The sequence below is a fragment of the Bradyrhizobium sp. WCU1 genome, assembly GCF_053474805.1.
In genome coordinates, this window is the sequence record NZ_CM130280.1 from 1,376,860 (window position 1) to 1,392,300 (window position 15,441).

Here is a 15,441-nt window from a genome sequence, read left to right on the forward strand (position 1 = left end):
GATTAAGCAAACCGCGTGCCACGACGCAATCACCGGCAGCTGATTTGCCGATCGTCCGATCCTGCTGGCATGATCGTTGCTAGCTGGGAGCCCGACCGAACGAAGATCATCGTTCGCGAAATGACAGCCCATTTCAACAGGCGGGAGGACAGGCATGAACGGACTTGGCGGCCTCAACAAGTCACCCAACGGCGTCGTGATCGGACTGGTGCAGCTGCAGCTGCCCGTGGTCGCGACCAGGGCCGATCTGGCGCGGCAGACCGAGCGCATCGTCTGGATGGTCGGCAAGGCGCGGCGCAATCTCGCCACCATGGACTTGGTCGTGTTTCCCGAATATTCGCTGCATGGCCTCTCGATGGATACCAATCCGGAGATCATGTGCCGGCTCGACGGGCCCGAAGTCGCAGCCTTCAGGCAGGCCTGCATCGACAACAAGATCTGGGGCTGCTTCTCCATCATGGAGTTCAACCCGCACGGCAATCCCTACAATTCAGGACTGATCATCGACGATCACGGCGAGATCAAGCTCTACTACCGCAAATTCCATCCCTGGATTCCGGTCGAGCCGTGGGAGCCGGGCGACATCGGCATTCCGGTGATCGACGGACCGAAGGGCGCGAAGCTCGCGCTGATCATCTGCCACGACGGCATGTTCCCGGAAATGGCGCGCGAATGCGCCTACAAGGGCGCCGAGATCATGATCCGCACCGCGGGATACACCGCGCCGATCCGCGACAGCTGGCGCTTCACCAACCAGGCCAATGCGTTCCAGAACCTGATGGTGACCGCCAATGTCTGCATGTGCGGCTCGGACGGCTCGTTCGACTCGATGGGCGAAGGCATGATCGTCAATTTCGACGGCAGCATCATCGCGCACGGCACCACCGGGCGGGCCGACGAGATCATCACCGCCGAGGTGCGGCCCGACCTCGTGCGCGAGGCGCGGATCAATTGGGGCGTCGAGAACAACATCTATCAGCTGTGGCACCGCGGCTATGTCGCGGTGAAGGGCGGCGCGATGGATTGCCCCTACACCTTCATGCAGGACATGGTGTCCGGCCGCTTCCGTCTGCCCTGGGAGGATCAGGTCAAGATCACCGACGGCACGTCCTGCGGCTTTGCCGCACCGACACGGATGTTCGGCAAGACCGCGAAAGCCGCCGAATAGCCGCCGCAAGCGGCTATTTGAAGCAGTGCACGAGACCGATGCTCAAGCCCAAGAGCAGCATCAGCGACAGCGTCACCGCGGCCGTCACCCGGCCGCCGACGGTCGAGAGCACACGCACATCGACGCCAAGGCCGAGCGCGGCCATCGAGAGCACGGTGAGGATCGCCGCCGTCCTGGTCACCGGTGCGATCGCGATGTCGGGCACCAGCTGGAACGAGCGCAGCGCGGCCAGCACCAGGAAACCGATGATGAACCACGGCACCAGCTTGAACGGGCTGATCGAGGCGGTCTTTGCCGCGCCCTCCTTCGCCGGCCCGCCCTCGCGCCGCCGCGCCACGACCAGCGAGAGGGCGACCACGATCGGGCCCAGCATCAGGACGCGCACCAGCTTCACCAGCGTGCCGATCTGGGTCGAGACGATGCCGGCCGGCACGGTCGCCGCCAGCACCTGCGGCACGGCATAGACCGTGAGCCCGGCGAGAATGCCGTATTGCGTCGCGGTCAGCTTCAGGAGCGGGATCAGGAGCGGCAGGCCGAGCACCATCAGCACGCCGAGGATGGCGGTGAACGAGATCGACGAGGCGATGTCGTCGCCATCGGCCTCGATCACCGGCGCCACCGCCGCGATCGCGGAATTGCCGCAGATCGAGTTGCCGCAGGCGATCAGGATCGCGAGTTTGGTCTTCAGCCCGAGCAGGCGGGCGAGGCCATAGCTCACCGCCAGCATGACCACGACCGTCGCGGCGATGGCGCCGATCAGGAGCCAGCCCGACGCCAGGATCGCGGCGAAGCTGATCGACGCGCCGAGCAGCATCACCGCGACCTCGAGCAGCTGCTTGGCGCTGAAGGCGATCCCCGAGCGCCAGCGCTCGGACGGGTCCCAGGCGGTCCGCACCGCCATCCCGAGCAGGATCGCGACCACCAGCGCCTCGATATAGGGGTGGTCGAAAACCCGCTCCTCGGCGGCCTGGATGCCGAGTGAGATGACGGTGACCGCTCCGCAGAGCAGAATGCCCGGAATGAGCAGGATGATGCCCTTCAGCACCCCCTGCATCCGCCCCTGATGTTGTTCTTGTTCCGGCACAAAATCCTCTTTTCGGAGAAGATTTTATGCGCCAGACCCCACTCATTGGCTAATATCTTTTCGGACTGCCCCGATAGAGAGAAGTTATGTCCCTCAACCTGCACCTGCTCCGCCTGTTCGCGGCCGTGGCGAGGACTGGAAGTTTTTCCCGCGCTGCCGACCTCCTGCACATCAGCCAGCCGGCGATCTCCAAGGGGGTGCGGGATTTTGAGCTGCAGGTCGGCTGCCGGCTGCTCGACCGCACACCGAAGGGGGTGCGGCCGACCCGGGAGGGCGCGGCGCTGGCCCGGCATGCCGAGACGCTGTTCGCGGCCGAGCGCGCCGCCGAGGACGAATTGCAGGCGCTGCGCAACCTCGACAGCGGCTCGCTGCGGATCGGCGCCAGCACGACGATCGCGACCTACATGGTCCCGGAATATCTCGGCGTGTTCCACCGCGCCTTTCCCGGCATCGACCTGCATGTCGTGAGCGCCAACACCAGCGACATCGCGGCGCTGATGCTCGGGCATGAGATCGAGATCGCGCTGGTCGAAGGGCCGGTCGAGGACGAGAACCTGACCAGCGACGCCTGGCGCACCGACGTGATGGTGTTGATCGCAGGCCCTGATCATCGCTTCGCGGCTGCCGCAGGCCCGATCGACGTCCGCCAGCTCAACGAAGAGATCCTGATCGTGCGCGAGCCGGGCTCCGGCACGCGCGAGGTGGTGGCACAGGCGCTGGCCGCCCACCGCGTCGAGCCGCAGCGGACGCTGGAGATCGGCAGCACCGAGGCGATCAAGCAGGCGGTCGCAGCGGGTGTCGGGGTCGCGATCGTATCGGTTGCAACGATCGACGATCAGGTCAAGCTCGGAAAACTGAAGGTGATCCCGATCAAGGGCGTCCACATCGAGCGCACGCTGTGGCAGCTCAAATCGCCCGGCCGGCTGGATGTGCCGGCGGCGGTCGCGTTCGAGGGGATCATCCGGGAGACAAGGGCCGCGAACACGGCGCCGCGGACGCGGGCCGCCAGAGCGCGATGAGACCGGAGTAACGCCCGCTTTCGCAGGCAAAGCCGAGACGCGATCCGACCCTGGCAATATCATCTTCTTGTAACCCGAAGACGCGATTAAACGAAAATGCGGAGCGCATACGTACCGCCGGATTCGAGAACGGTCCGGACCCGAATGCCGGATGGCTGAAACCAACGCTTTTGACCAATAGAGACTTCGCTCCGCGCGGCCGCTTACTGCTCGTTTCCAAGTAAGTTGATCCAAATCAACATGGCTCGGACGAGAGCACGTTATTTGCGAGCCGGTCGTGAAACGTTCAACTGAAGGAGGAGCGCATGAAGCCCCTTTCTGAACAACTCGCCGAATTGTCGGTGCGCGCAAGAAACGCCGAAGCTGCGTTTGCAGCCGCACAAAAGGAAGCGCGTGACAAGATCGAAGCGCGCAAAACGGAGGCGCTTTCGGCTGCAAAGACAGCAGTCGAAAAGATCAGCCAGCAAATCAAGTCGGTCGGCGAGTCTGCCAGCAGAGACAGGCAAGCGCTGCAAGCAAAGATCACTGCGGACGTGAACACCTTGAAGGCGTACGCGCTCCAGGCAAAGCATGATATCAAGGCGAACCTCGCCGAGGACCGCGCAAACCTTCTGGAAGAAGACGCCGGATTCGCCGTCGACTACGCCATAGCGTCGGTCGAACAGGCACAACTCGCCGTCCTCGACGCGATCGATGCTCGTCTTGCAGCCGAGCAGGCTAGACGCAGCTAGCTCTGCAAACCGAAGCCGCCTCCGTTCGCGGCTTCTTTCATATCACGCAGCGAATCGGTTGAGTGATTACGGTCTATCGAGAGAGTAAGAGCCCTTATACGAGAGATAGGCCGAGACCAAACCATCCTGCGCCTCAGAGCGCGGCGAACAGACCCTGCGCCCAGGCAACGACACGCTCGAAGCTGAACACGCCGGGCTCGAAATACACCGCGCGTGCCAGCACGATGCCGACCACCAGCACCCAGAACACGCCGGTGCCCGCGGTCTTCAGCCATTTCGACACGGCCTCGCTCCCGGCCGAGGAATCGACCGCGGGAACCGGCTCACCGAAGGGATCGAATGCGGATTGGCTCATCGTCGCGACCATCAGGGACTGCCGTGACAATGTCGCGACGGCGGGGGCAGAAGCAAGGGTCCCGGAATGCCTTTTGCACCCGTACCTTGGAAGGACGTTTTCCGACTCCCTGGCCGGGGAGTATTTCCTTCTCGGCTACCTGATCCGGCCTCAGCTGTCCGTCCCGCGCTGCGGGGCGATGAGCGGCAGCGTGATCCGCACGCGCGTTCCCATGCCTGGGGCACTGTCGAGATGCAGTTCTCCGCCCAGACGGTTGGTGACGATGTTGTGCACGATGTGCAGGCCAAGCCCGATCCGGCCGATGTCGCGGCGCGTGGTGAAGAAGGGATCGAAGGCCTGCCGCAGCACGTCGCGGTCCATCCCGCAGCCGTCATCGGCGAACAGGATCTCGACCCGGTCCGCGCCTGACGCGCGCAGCCGGATCGTGATGGTGCCGCCCTTGCCGTCCGGAAATGCATGCGCGACCGCATTGACGAACAGATTGGTCAGCACCTGACCGTAAGGACCGGGATAGCTGTTCATCGCCAGACCCGACGGACAATCGACCTCGAGCGCCAGATTGTTCTTCGGCAACGCCGGGCGCAGGTTCGAAAGAACTTGTTCCGTCACCTCGCCGAGATCGAACGCGCTGCGATCGAAATAGCTGCGATCGACGGCGACCTGCTTGAATGACTGCACCAGGTCCGCTGCGCGCTTGAGGTTGCCGACCAAGAGCGACGACGCGCTTTCGACGACCTCGATGAAATCGCTCAGACTCGAGCGCTTCAGCTTGCCGCGCGCTGCCTCGGCGGCGAAGTCGGCGCATTTCTGCTCCAGCACCGAGGCGACCGTGAGGCTGGTGCCGACCGGGCTGTTGATCTCATGCGCGACGCCGGCCACCAGCCGGCCCAGCGCCGCGAGCTTCTCCGCCTCGATCAGCGACGCCTGGGTCTCCTGCAGATGATGCAAGGCCTTCTCGGCCGCATCCCGCGCCGCGCGGATCTCGCGTTCGCTGCGCTTGCGATCGGTGATCTCCTCAGCCGCAACGTTGACGCCGACGATGCTGCCGTTCGGCTCGCGCTGCGGATGCCAATGCGTGATCCAGCATCGCTCGTCATTGTGGCCCGGACGCTGGCCGTAGACCTCGACGCCGGTCACGGGCTCGCCGGTCTCCATGATCGAGCGAACGATGCCTTCGACCGCGGTGGCCAGCGCGGGCACGCAATCATGCACGGTGCGTCCGAGATGGCCTTCGACCGAGATGCCGCAGATCTCGGTGAGCCGCTGATTGATCTGGAGATAACGGCAGTCCGGAGAGAGGTAGGCGAGACCGATCGGTGCAGTGTCGTAGATCAGCTGCAGCGCCGGTTGTTTTGGGAACTGAACGTCCTGGACGACGGACGACCGCATGTCCTTCCCCCCGTTGGCACCAAGTCTAGCCGTTCACGGCCGGCGCGCAAATAGGCCGACTGTGCCAGGCAACGGCGATCAAATCTGTCCAGATTCGGCACGGACGGACGACCGCCCAGCCGCGGCACCTTCACATATTCACTGTACCGTGCGGTCGGAAATTCTCGACGAAACGCAGCAGCACCCGCGCGCCGGTGTCGGCGTCGGCGAGCTCGACGTGCTCGGCCGGATTGTGGCTGATCCCGCCGCGGCAGCGCACGAAGATCATGCCGATATCGGCGACATCGACCATCGCCATGCCGTCGTGCCCTGCCCCGCTCGGCAGTTCGAACACGGTATGGCCCTCGGCTGCGACAGCCTCGGCGATCTGCGCCTTCAGCCATGGCGCGCAGGGCACGCTGCGGTTCTCGTGGGTGACGTCGATCTGCAGCGCGAGCTCGCGTCGCTTTGCGATCGCCTCGATCTGCCGCACGATGTCGGCGACCGCGCGTTTGCGATGCATGTCGCTCTGCGAGCGGATGTCCATGGTGAAGGACACCTTGCCCGGGATCACGTTGGTGGCGCCGGGCATCGCGTTGATATAGCCGACGGTGCCGACGAGGCCGGCTTCATCGCTCCGGCAGAATTGCTCGATCGCAACGATGCATTCGGCGGCGCCCGCCAGCGCATCCCGCCGCAGCGGCATCGGCACGGTGCCGGCATGGCCGGCGAATCCTGTGAGACTGGCGGCGAGCCGCGTCGCACCTGAAATCGCGGAGACGACACCGACCGGCAGCGCCTTCTGTTCCAGCACGGGCCCCTGCTCGATGTGCAGCTCGACATAGCCGAGCAGCTCGCGACGCACGCGCGCCGCCTTGCCGATATGATCGGGATCGAGGCCGAAGGCGATCAGCGCATCGCGCATCGAGATGCCGGCGCGGTCGCTTGTGTTGAGCACGCTCTCGTCGAACGTGCCGGCAACCGCCCGGCTGCCGAGCAGGGTCGAGGCGAAGCGCACGCCCTCCTCGTCCGCGAAGCCCACGATCTCGATTGCGAACGGCAGCCGCTTGCCCCGCCGGTTGAGGTCGGCGACGCAGGCGATCGCGGTGATGACGCCAAGCGGGCCGTCCCACCTTCCGGCATCGCGCACGGTGTCGTAATGCGAGCCGAGCATCAACGCCGGCAGGCCCGGCCGCTCGCCCTCGTAGCGGCCGCAGACATTGCCGATCGCATCGAGATGCGCGCTCATGCCGGCCTCGCGCATCCAGGACAGGATGAGGTCGGCCGCCTTGCGATGCTCCTCGGTGAGGAAAATGCGCGCCAGATGCTCCGGCGTCTCCGAGATCGCCGCGAGCTGATCGATCCGCGCCACGATCTCGTCGCCAAGGGAAGACGGATTCTTCTCGCTCATACTGTTTCCCATCGGTCGAACCGGCGCCGGAGCCCACTCCACTCGTAGCAGGCCCGGTCCGATTCACCAGCCGGCAAATGCCGCCTTCCGGCCGGGCGCGCATCGGCCGCTCGGCGGTTAGCGGCTGCTTAACGGCATTGCATACAATGAGGATTGATCGCATACAAATTAGGCAATTTTGGCTCTGCCGATTCCAAAGGCGAACCACGTCGACCGTCGTTCGCATTCATAATCAGCTACTTACGGAACCGTGATCGCCAAACGTGCTCTGGCATGAAGCTTGCGACACTCTGTCAAGCGCCGCCGTTACGGCGGCTGCACAAGGACAGGCGGGCCCGCCCCGCCGGAGGGAGCAGGCGATGGATTTTAGCAGGATTTCGAGAAGGCATTTATTGCAGGGAAGCGCGGCATTGGCGCTAGGCAGCTCGCTCGGCGTTCGCGGCGCTGCGGCTGCGGAAACCACGGTCGGCTTCATCTATGTCGGGTCCCGCGACGACTACGGCTACAACCAGGCCCACGCCCAGGGCGCCGCGGCGCTGAAGAAGCTGCCCGGCATCAAGGTGGTCGAGGAAGAGAAGGTGCCGGAGACCGACGCGGTCGAGAAGACCATCGAGTCCATGATCAACCTCGACGGCGCCTCGCTGCTGTTTCCGACCTCGTTCGGCTACTACAACCCGCACGTTCTCAAGATGGCGGCCAAGTTTCCGAAGATGCACTTCGAGCATTGCGGCGGCCTGTGGACCGACAAGGACCCGAAGAACGCCGGCAGCTATTTCGGCTACATCGACGAGGCGCAATACATCTCCGGCATCGTCGCCGGCTATTCGACCAAGAGCGGCAAGCTCGGCTTCGTCGCCGCCAAGCCGATCCCGCAGGTGCTGCGCAACATCAACGCCTTCACGCTCGGCGCCCGGCTCGCCAATCCGAAGGCGACGACGCAGGTGATCTTCACCGGCGACTGGTCGATGCCGGTCAAGGAAGCCGAGGCCACCAACAGCCTGATCGACCAGGGCGTCGACGTGCTGACCTGCCATGTCGACGGACCGAAGACGATGGTCGAGAACGCCGCGCGCCGCGGCGCGATGGTGTGCGGCTATCACGTCAACCAGTCGCCGTTGGCCCCGAAGGCCTATCTCACCGGCGCCGAGTGGAACTGGGAGGCGCTGTATCCGAAGTTCGTCAAGATGATCGTGGCGGGCGAAGCGATCCCGAACTTCTATCGCGGCGGCCTGAAGGAAGAGATCGTCAAGGTCTCGCCCTATGGCGAGATGGTCTCGGCGGAAGCACGCAAGCATGCCGACGACGTCAAGGCCAAGTTCATGTCCGGCGAATACACGATCTTCAAGGGCCCGATCGCCGACAACAAGGGCAAGACGGTGATCGCCGGCGGCACCGATCGCGGCCAGCAGGATCCCGAACTCGAGAAGATGGACTATCTGGTCGAGGGCGTGATCGGAGCCACCGCGTGACGACCGAGGCGGCGGAATCGGTGGAGGCGGCCGGCGTTGCTCCGGCCGCCGATCCCGGCTTCCTCCAGCGCTACGGCGCGAGCATCGAATATATCCTGATCCCCGGCGCGGCGCTGGTCGGCGCGCTCGCGGTGTTCGGCATCTTCGTCGCGCTCTACGGCAAGAACCCGCTCGATCTCTATTTCTACATGTATTACGGCGCGTTCGGCACCGCCTTCTCCTGGCAGAACACGCTGACCCGCGCCGCGCCCCTGATCCTGACCGCGCTGTGCACGGCGCTGCCGGCGCAGCTCGGCATGGTGATCATCGGAGGCGAAGGCGCGCTGCTGATCGGCGCGCTGTCGGCGACATCGGCGGCGCTGGCGCTGCAAGGTGCGGCGCCGCTCGTGGTGCAGATCGCGATGGTGATCGCGGGCATGATCGGCGGCGGCCTCTGGATCATGCTGTCGGGCGGCCTGCGGCAGTATCGCGGGGTCAACGAGACGATCTCGAGCCTGCTGCTGGTGTATATCGCGCTGGCGATCCTCAACCATCTGGTCGAGGGACCGATGCGCGATCCGGCGAGCCTTAACAAGCCGTCGACCCGCGAGATCGGCGCCGCCAACATGATCGGCACGATTCCCGGCACCGACGTGCATTGGGGCCTGGTGTTCGGCCTGGTGGCAGCCATTGCCGCCTACATCCTGATCTATCACACCACGTTCGGCTTCGCCGCGCGCGTTGCCGGCGGCAACATCCGCGCCGCCAAGATCGTCGGGCTTTCGGTCGGCAAGCTGATCCTGACCGTCTGCTTCCTCGCCGGCAGCTGCGCCGGGCTCGCCGGCATGATCGAGGTCGCGGCGGTGCAGGGCCGCACCAACGCCAACCTCGCCGCGGGCTACGGCTTCACCGGCATCCTGGTCGCGTTCCTGGCGCGGCAGAATCCGCTGGCGATCATTCCGGTGGCGATCCTGCTCGGCGGCATCTCGGCCTCCGGCGGACTGTTGCAGCGGCGGCTCGGCCTGCCCGACGCCTCGGTGCTGGTGCTGCAAGGCATCATCTTCGTGTTCGTACTGGCGAGCGACGCGCTTTACGGACGGATCGGCTTCCTGAAGGGAAAGTCCTGACATGGCGGACGCATCGCTCGGGCTCTGGACCGTCCCGCTCGCTGTGTTCGGCGGCGCCATCCGCGTCTCGACGCCGTTTTTGTTCGTCAGCCTCGGCGAGTGCATCACCGAGCGATCCGGCCGCATCAATCTCGGTCTCGAGGGCACGCTGGTGATGGGCGCGCTGAGCGCCTATGGCATCTCCTATCTCTCCGGCTCGCCATGGCTCGGCGTGCTCGCGGCCGGCATCACCGGCGCGCTGTTCGGCGCGCTGCATGCCGGGATCTGCTCGCTGCCGCGCGTCAACGACATCGCGGTCGGCATCGCGCTGATGCTGCTCGGCACCGGACTCGCGTTCTTCCTCGGCAAGCCACTGATCGAGCCGACCGCGGCACGGCTGCCGGCGATCGATTTCGGCTGGTGGAGCGACATCCCGCAGCTCCGCGCGGCGCTGCGCATCAACGTGCTGTTCCTGATCGGCGTCGCGATCGCGCCGCTGCTGTACTGGGCATTCAGGACCACGCGCTGGGGCCTGTTGATCCGCACCGCCGGCGAGAGCGCGGACGCGGCGCGTGCGATGGGCCATTCGGTGCTTCTGATCAGGCTGCGCGCCACCATGGTCGGTGGCTTCCTCGCCGGCATCGGCGGCTCGTTCCTGTCGCTGTTCTATCCCGGCAGCTGGAACGAAGGCCTCTCCTCGGGACAAGGCATCACCGCCGTGGCGCTGGTGATCTTCGCGCGCTGGGACCCGATGCTGTGCCTGTGGGCCTCGCTCGCCTTCGGCGGCGCCGCAGCCCTCGGGCCGGCGCTGCAATCGGTCGGCATTACCTCCGGCTATCATTTGTTCAACGCCGCGCCCTACATCCTGACCCTGGCGATCATGATCATCACCTGCTCGCCGAAGCGCACGCTGACCGGCGCACCGGCCGAATTGTCCATCACCCGATAGACCGCGAGATCATTCATGCCCGAGCGCTTCATCAAATCCGAGCCCTACGCCTGGCCCTACAACGGCGACCTGCGGCCGGAGAACACCGCGCTCATCATCATCGACATGCAGACCGATTTCTGCGGCGTCGGCGGCTATGTCGACAAGATGGGCTATGACCTCTCGCTCACGCGGGCGCCGATCGAGCCGATCAAGAAGCTGCTCGCGGTGATGCGCGCGCAGGGTTTTCACATCATCCACACCCGCGAAGGCCACCGGCCTGACCTGGCCGACCTGCCAGACAACAAACGCTGGCGCTCGCGCCAGATCGGCGCCGGGATCGGCGACCCCGGTCCGTGCGGCCGCATCCTGGTGCGCGGCGAGCCGGGCTGGGACATCATCCCCGATCTGGCGCCGCTGCCGGGCGAGCCCATCATCGACAAGCCCGGCAAGGGCTCGTTCTGCGCCACCGACCTCGAACTGATGCTGCGGCTGCGCGGCATCGAGAACATCGTGCTGACCGGCATCACCACCGACGTCTGCGTCCACACCACGATGCGCGAGGCCAACGACCGCGGCTTCGAATGCGTGCTGGTCGAGGACTGCTGCGGCGCGACCGACCGGAGCAACCACGACCACGCGCTGAAGATGATCAAGATGCAGGGCGGCGTGTTCGGCGCGGTGACCAGATCCGCCGACCTGATCGGAGCGCTGTCGTGATCATCGGCGAACCGCCCGCACCGTCAGGCGCGTTCGGCGTCGACGCCATCGCCGTGACGATGCGGTTCGGCGACTTTCTCGCGCTCGACAATGTCGAACTGAAAGTGCGCCCCGGCTCGTTCCACGCCCTGCTGGGCGAGAACGGCGCGGGCAAGAGCACGCTCGTGAAATGCATCATGGGCTATTACCACGCCACCGAGGGCGACATCATCGTCGGCGGCCGCCAGCAGAGCATAGCCAATCCGAAGAACGCGCATGCGCTCGGTCTCGGCATGGTCTACCAGCACTTTACCCTCGTGCCGGCGATGACGGTCGCCGAGAACCTGGTCCTGGCACGCGACGACGTGCCCTCGATCGTCGATTGGCGCAAGGAGAAGAAGGAGCTTGAGGCCTTCCTGGCGCGGATGCCGTTCAAGGTGCCGCTCGACGCAAAAGTCTCCGACATCTCCGCCGGCGAACGGCAGAAATGCGAGATCCTCAAGCAGCTCTATCTGAAGCGCCGCTTCCTGATCCTGGACGAGCCGACCTCGGTGCTGACGCCGGGCGAAGCCGACGAAGTGCTCGGCATGCTGCGCGCGATGGTCGTCGCGGGCGAACTGACCATCCTGATGATCACGCACAAGTTCCGCGAGGTGATGGCGTTTGCCGACGAGGTGACGATCCTGCGCCGCGGCAAGCTCGCCGGCACCGGCCGGGTCGCCGACCTCACGCCCGACGAGATGGCCCGCACCATGATCGGCGCCGAGCAGCTGACGGTGCAGCCGCCGCGCACCGGCGAGACCGGCGCAGCGCGGCTCGAGCTCGACAGACTCACCGCGCTTGACGATGCCGGCGCGATCGCGGTGCATGGCGTCTCGCTGACGGTGAAGAGCGGCGAGATCGTCGGCATCGCCGGCGTCTCCGGCAACGGCCAGCGCCAACTGGTCGAGGTGCTGGCCGGCCAGCGCGAGGCCGAGAGCGGCGTGATCCGCGTCCAGGGCGAGGCCTATGCGGCGAGCCGCGAGGAGATGCGGCGGCACAGGATGTCACTGCTGCCGGAGGAGCCGCTGAAGAACGCCTGTGTCGGCGGCATGAGCGTCGCCGACAACATCGCGTTTCGTGAATTCGACCGCGCCCCGTTCGCCCGCGGCGGCTGGTGGCTGAACGGCAAAGCGTTCAGGAGCGATGCGGAGCGCAAGATCAACCGCTACAAGATCAAGACCCGCACGCCGGAGACGCCGATTGCCGCGCTCTCCGGCGGCAACGTGCAGCGCGCGGTGCTGGCACGCGAGCTGTCGGGCGACGTCGAAGTGCTGATCGCCGCCAATCCCTGCTTCGGGCTCGACTTCGCTGCGGTGGCGCAGATCCATGCCGAGATCATGGCCGCCCGCAACCGTGGCGCGGCGGTGCTTTTGGTCAGCGAAGACCTCGACGAGCTCTTGGAGTTGTCGGATCGGCTGGTCGTGATGTTCCACGGCGCGTTCGTCCACGAGGCCCGGGCCAGCGAAGCCGACCTCACCGAGATCGGCCGGCATATGGCGGGGCATTGAGGTTCTCCCTCACCCGGAACGCATCTGGCGATGCGTTCCGGCCTTTCCCCGCAGGCAGCATGACAAAAGTTCGGTGTCGTCCCGGCGTAGGCCGGGACCAATAACCACAGGGCCTTGTTGTTGAACAAGGCTGTGCCCCCAGCTCGATTTTATCACCACGCCCTGTGGTTTTGGGTCCCGGATCTGCGCTGCGCTTGTCCGGGACGACGAAGTTCTTTGCCATATGCGATTGCCCTGCCGCAGGCGAGGCGAAGTGGCCACGAGTCGCTAACGACCGCGCTAGCCGATCTCGAACGCCTGCTCAGCGAGATGCCTGAGATTGGCCTGCCAGTGCTCGGCGATCTGAAGCCGGGTCGGCACCCAGACGTGCTCGTGCTTCCCGATGTAATCGAGGAAGCGCATCAGCGCGGCCGCGCGACCAGGACGGCCGACGACACGGCAATGCAGGCCGACCGACATCATTTTCGGTGACGTCGCGCCCTCGGCATAGAGCACGTCGAAACTATCCTTCAGATAGGTGTAGAACTCGTCGCCGCCGCCAAAACCCTGTGCGTTGATGAAGCGCATGTCGTTGGCATCGAGCGTATAGGGGATCACGAGATGCGGCTCGGTGCCGGCAGCCTTGATCCAGTACGGCAGATCGTCGGCATAGGAATCGCAGAGATAGCGCAGACCGCCCGCTTCCATCAAAATCCGCAGCGTGTTGATCGAGGAGCGGCCGGTGTACCAGCCGAGCGGCCGCGCGCCGGTCGCCTCGGTATGCACGGCGATGGCGCGCGCGATCTCCGCGCGCTCCTCGTCCTCCGACATGTCCCTGTGCTCGACCCAGCGCAGGCTGTGGCTTGCGATATCCCAGCCCGCCTCCTGCATCGCGGCGACCACATCCGGATTGCGCTTCAGCGCCATCGCGACGCCGAACACCGTCGCCGGCAGCTTCCGCTCGGTGAACATCCGCCACAGCCGCCAGAAGCCGGCGCGCGAGCCATATTCGAACATCGTTTCGATATTGGCGTGACGCTGGCCGACCCAGGGCTGCGCGCCGAGCACGTCCGACAGGAACGCTTCCGAGGCGCGATCGCCGTGCAGGATGTTGTTCTCGCCACCCTCCTCGAAATTGACCACGAACTGCACGGCGATCCGCGCAGCATCCGGCCATTTCGGATCCGGCGGGTTGCGGCCGTAGCCGCGGAGATCGCGCGGATAGCGGGCCTCGGTCACATCAGATTTCCTCGAACCGGATGTTCTGCGCGCCCTTCCACAGCACGGTCTTGCCGAACGCGGTGAGGTTCTCCAGCCCCGAGGTCAGCGTGATGAAATGATTGCCGGCGAGCTGGCCCATCTTGCTGGCGAAGTGCACGCCGCCATAGGCGAGCAGGATCTCGGTCTCGCTGATGCCGCCGGGATAGAGGATGATCTGGCCCGGCGCCGGATAGCTGGTGTGGTTCTCGTAGGAGACGCCGAAATCGAGATCGCCGAGCGGCATCCAGACGCCTTCGCCGCTCCAGCGCACGTGGATCGCCTGGCTCTCGAACGGCATCGCCTTGCGGAACGCGGCGACCGTCTTCGGCGCCAGCTGTTCCTCGAAACGGGCGTCAAAGGTGAAATCGCCGGCGCGGACAATCAGTTTGCTCATCGGACTCTCGTGGTAGCTGGAAGAAGTGATACCCCAACCATTGCCGCCGGCCCGCGCCGGACGCAAGGCCGATTCCGGCCCCGGAAGCCGGTTTTTCGCCGCATGCCGGCTGCGGCAACGCAGATTTGAGCAGGGTTGCATTGCGCCGCGTCGCCCCGTTTGCGAACCTGTGAGGGCACGTCAAACAGGGTGCCCAGATGACGACAAACAGTCTGCACGGACATGTGGCGCTGGTGACCGGCGGATCGCGCGGCATTGGTGCTGCGATCGTCAAGATGCTGGCGGAGGCCGGTGCTGCCGTCGCGATCAATTACCGCGAACGCTCGGCCGAAGCCGAGACATTGGCGAAGGGCATCATTGCCGCCGGCAGCCGGGCGGTTGCGATTGCCGCCGACGTCTCGGAAGCAGCCGCCGTCGCCGCGCTGGTCGAACGTGCCAAATCCGAGCTCGGCCCGGTCGACATTCTCGTCAACAATGCCGGCATCGCGATCGTCAGGGGTGTCGACGACCTCACCGAGGAGGATTTCGACCGCACCATCACGGTCAACCTCAAATCGGCGTTTCTCTGCACGCAGGCGGTGCTGCCGATGATGCGCACCCGGAAATGGGGCCGCATCGTCAACATCTCCTCCGGTGCCGCGCGTGGCGCCGGTGCAATCGGGCCGCACTACAATGCATCGAAGGCGGCTGTGGAAGGCTTGACCCGCGGTTATGCCGCGCGCCTCGTCAAGGAAGGCATCACCGTCAACGCGGTGGCGCCCTCACTGATCGAGACCGACATGATGAAGGGACAGAGTAGCCTGGTCAGCCGCATCCCGGTCGGCCGCTTCGGCACCGTCGAGGAAGTCGCGCAGGCCGTGATGCTGCTGGTCAACAATCCCTACATGACCGGACAGACCATCGCGATGAGCGGCGGCATGGCGTTCAACTAAGTTCCCGAG

At 65.3% G+C, this 15,441-nt stretch carries 15 protein-coding genes; 9 read left to right on the plus strand and 6 right to left on the minus strand.

The window, feature by feature from the left end:
- The first annotated feature begins 154 nt into the window (after window positions 1-154).
- Window positions 155-1,168 (plus strand): formamidase, encoded by a 1,014-nt coding sequence (locus ACTUWL_RS06230; RefSeq protein WP_021077446.1) that lies wholly within the window; start codon window positions 155-157, stop codon window positions 1,166-1,168.
- A 13-nt stretch (window positions 1,169-1,181) separates the two neighbouring features.
- On the opposite strand, the gene ACTUWL_RS06235 is transcribed toward ACTUWL_RS06230, so the two are convergent.
- Window positions 1,182-2,222 carry a YeiH family protein gene (locus ACTUWL_RS06235; RefSeq protein ID WP_021077447.1) on the minus strand — a complete coding sequence of 347 codons (1,041 nt, stop codon included), beginning with the start codon at window positions 2,220-2,222 and terminating at the stop codon, window positions 1,182-1,184.
- 116 nt (window positions 2,223-2,338) lie between these two features.
- Here ACTUWL_RS06235 and ACTUWL_RS06240 point away from each other — a divergent pair, with 116 nt between their 5' ends.
- Both ACTUWL_RS06240 and ACTUWL_RS06245 read left to right on the plus strand, forming a co-directional pair.
- Entirely contained in the window at window positions 2,339-3,271 is a 933-nt protein-coding gene (locus ACTUWL_RS06240) for a LysR family transcriptional regulator (RefSeq protein ID WP_021077448.1), read from the plus strand.
- Window positions 3,272-3,576: 305 nt separating this feature from the next.
- Window positions 3,577-4,002, plus strand: coding sequence for a hypothetical protein (locus ACTUWL_RS06245; RefSeq protein ID WP_021077449.1), 426 nt, complete (start codon window positions 3,577-3,579; stop codon window positions 4,000-4,002).
- A gap of 133 nt (window positions 4,003-4,135) precedes the next feature.
- Here ACTUWL_RS06245 and ACTUWL_RS06250 read toward each other — a convergent pair whose 3' ends face one another.
- The 3 genes from ACTUWL_RS06250 to ACTUWL_RS06260 form a co-directional block, all read right to left on the minus strand.
- Complete coding sequence (locus ACTUWL_RS06250; protein WP_035650444.1) at window positions 4,136-4,357, minus strand: hypothetical protein; 222 nt, start codon at window positions 4,355-4,357, stop codon at window positions 4,136-4,138.
- Between the two features lie 150 nt (window positions 4,358-4,507).
- Window positions 4,508-5,746: an ATP-binding protein gene (locus tag ACTUWL_RS06255; protein ID WP_021077451.1), complete on the minus strand. Its 1,239-nt coding sequence runs from the start codon at window positions 5,744-5,746 to the stop codon at window positions 4,508-4,510.
- A 130-nt stretch (window positions 5,747-5,876) separates the two neighbouring features.
- Window positions 5,877-7,136, minus strand: coding sequence for an allantoate amidohydrolase (locus ACTUWL_RS06260; protein WP_021077452.1), 1,260 nt, complete (start codon window positions 7,134-7,136; stop codon window positions 5,877-5,879).
- Between the two features lie 359 nt (window positions 7,137-7,495).
- On the opposite strand from ACTUWL_RS06260, the gene ACTUWL_RS06265 reads away from it, so the two are divergent.
- The 5 genes from ACTUWL_RS06265 to ACTUWL_RS06285 are packed head-to-tail and all read left to right on the plus strand — an operon-like array spanning window position 7,496 to window position 12,867.
- Window positions 7,496-8,605, plus strand: coding sequence for a BMP family ABC transporter substrate-binding protein (locus tag ACTUWL_RS06265; protein WP_021077453.1), 1,110 nt, complete (start codon window positions 7,496-7,498; stop codon window positions 8,603-8,605).
- Window positions 8,602-9,711 carry an ABC transporter permease gene (locus ACTUWL_RS06270; protein WP_021077454.1) on the plus strand — a complete coding sequence of 370 codons (1,110 nt, stop codon included), beginning with the start codon at window positions 8,602-8,604 and terminating at the stop codon, window positions 9,709-9,711. Before ACTUWL_RS06265 ends, ACTUWL_RS06270 begins: the two co-directional genes overlap by 4 nt.
- A gap of 1 nt (window position 9,712) precedes the next feature.
- Window positions 9,713-10,639 carry an ABC transporter permease gene (locus ACTUWL_RS06275; RefSeq protein WP_021077455.1) on the plus strand — a complete coding sequence of 309 codons (927 nt, stop codon included), beginning with the start codon at window positions 9,713-9,715 and terminating at the stop codon, window positions 10,637-10,639.
- Between the two features lie 15 nt (window positions 10,640-10,654).
- On the plus strand, window positions 10,655-11,338 hold the full coding sequence (gene biuH, locus ACTUWL_RS06280) for a biuret amidohydrolase (protein WP_021077456.1): 684 nt from the start codon (window positions 10,655-10,657) through the stop codon (window positions 11,336-11,338).
- On the plus strand, window positions 11,335-12,867 hold the full coding sequence (locus ACTUWL_RS06285) for an ABC transporter ATP-binding protein (protein ID WP_021077457.1): 1,533 nt from the start codon (window positions 11,335-11,337) through the stop codon (window positions 12,865-12,867). The genes biuH and ACTUWL_RS06285 overlap by 4 nt, the downstream gene beginning before the upstream one ends.
- A 279-nt stretch (window positions 12,868-13,146) precedes the next feature.
- Here the strand turns inward: ACTUWL_RS06285 and puuE are convergent, their stop codons facing one another.
- Both puuE and ACTUWL_RS06295 read right to left on the minus strand, forming a co-directional pair.
- Complete coding sequence (gene puuE, locus ACTUWL_RS06290) at window positions 13,147-14,085, minus strand: allantoinase PuuE (RefSeq protein WP_021077458.1); 939 nt, start codon at window positions 14,083-14,085, stop codon at window positions 13,147-13,149.
- 1 nt (window position 14,086) lies between these two features.
- On the minus strand, window positions 14,087-14,500 hold the full coding sequence (locus ACTUWL_RS06295) for a DUF3830 family protein (protein ID WP_021077459.1): 414 nt from the start codon (window positions 14,498-14,500) through the stop codon (window positions 14,087-14,089).
- A 197-nt stretch (window positions 14,501-14,697) separates the two neighbouring features.
- Between ACTUWL_RS06295 and ACTUWL_RS06300 the strand changes: the two genes are divergently transcribed.
- On the plus strand, window positions 14,698-15,432 hold the full coding sequence (locus tag ACTUWL_RS06300) for an SDR family NAD(P)-dependent oxidoreductase (RefSeq protein ID WP_021077460.1): 735 nt from the start codon (window positions 14,698-14,700) through the stop codon (window positions 15,430-15,432).
- The last annotated feature ends 9 nt before the right edge of the window (window positions 15,433-15,441 follow it).

Excerpts from the sequence above, each read along its gene's own strand:
- ACTUWL_RS06230 (WP_021077446.1), top strand. The coding sequence starts at position 155 with ATGAACGGACTTGGCGGCCTCAACAAGTCACCCAACGGCGTCGTGATC.
- ACTUWL_RS06235 (WP_021077447.1), bottom strand. The coding sequence starts at position 2,222 with ATGCAGGGGGTGCTGAAGGGCATCATCCTGCTCATTCCGGGCATTCTG.
- ACTUWL_RS06240 (WP_021077448.1), top strand. The coding sequence starts at position 2,339 with ATGTCCCTCAACCTGCACCTGCTCCGCCTGTTCGCGGCCGTGGCGAGG.
- ACTUWL_RS06245 (WP_021077449.1), top strand. The coding sequence starts at position 3,577 with ATGAAGCCCCTTTCTGAACAACTCGCCGAATTGTCGGTGCGCGCAAGA.
- ACTUWL_RS06250 (WP_035650444.1), bottom strand. The coding sequence starts at position 4,357 with ATGAGCCAATCCGCATTCGATCCCTTCGGTGAGCCGGTTCCCGCGGTC.
- ACTUWL_RS06255 (WP_021077451.1), bottom strand. The coding sequence starts at position 5,746 with ATGCGGTCGTCCGTCGTCCAGGACGTTCAGTTCCCAAAACAACCGGCG.
- ACTUWL_RS06260 (WP_021077452.1), bottom strand. The coding sequence starts at position 7,136 with ATGAGCGAGAAGAATCCGTCTTCCCTTGGCGACGAGATCGTGGCGCGG.
- ACTUWL_RS06265 (WP_021077453.1), top strand. The coding sequence starts at position 7,496 with ATGGATTTTAGCAGGATTTCGAGAAGGCATTTATTGCAGGGAAGCGCG.
- ACTUWL_RS06275 (WP_021077455.1), top strand. The coding sequence starts at position 9,713 with ATGGCGGACGCATCGCTCGGGCTCTGGACCGTCCCGCTCGCTGTGTTC.
- biuH (WP_021077456.1), top strand. The coding sequence starts at position 10,655 with ATGCCCGAGCGCTTCATCAAATCCGAGCCCTACGCCTGGCCCTACAAC.
- ACTUWL_RS06295 (WP_021077459.1), bottom strand. The coding sequence starts at position 14,500 with ATGAGCAAACTGATTGTCCGCGCCGGCGATTTCACCTTTGACGCCCGT.
- ACTUWL_RS06300 (WP_021077460.1), top strand. The coding sequence starts at position 14,698 with ATGACGACAAACAGTCTGCACGGACATGTGGCGCTGGTGACCGGCGGA.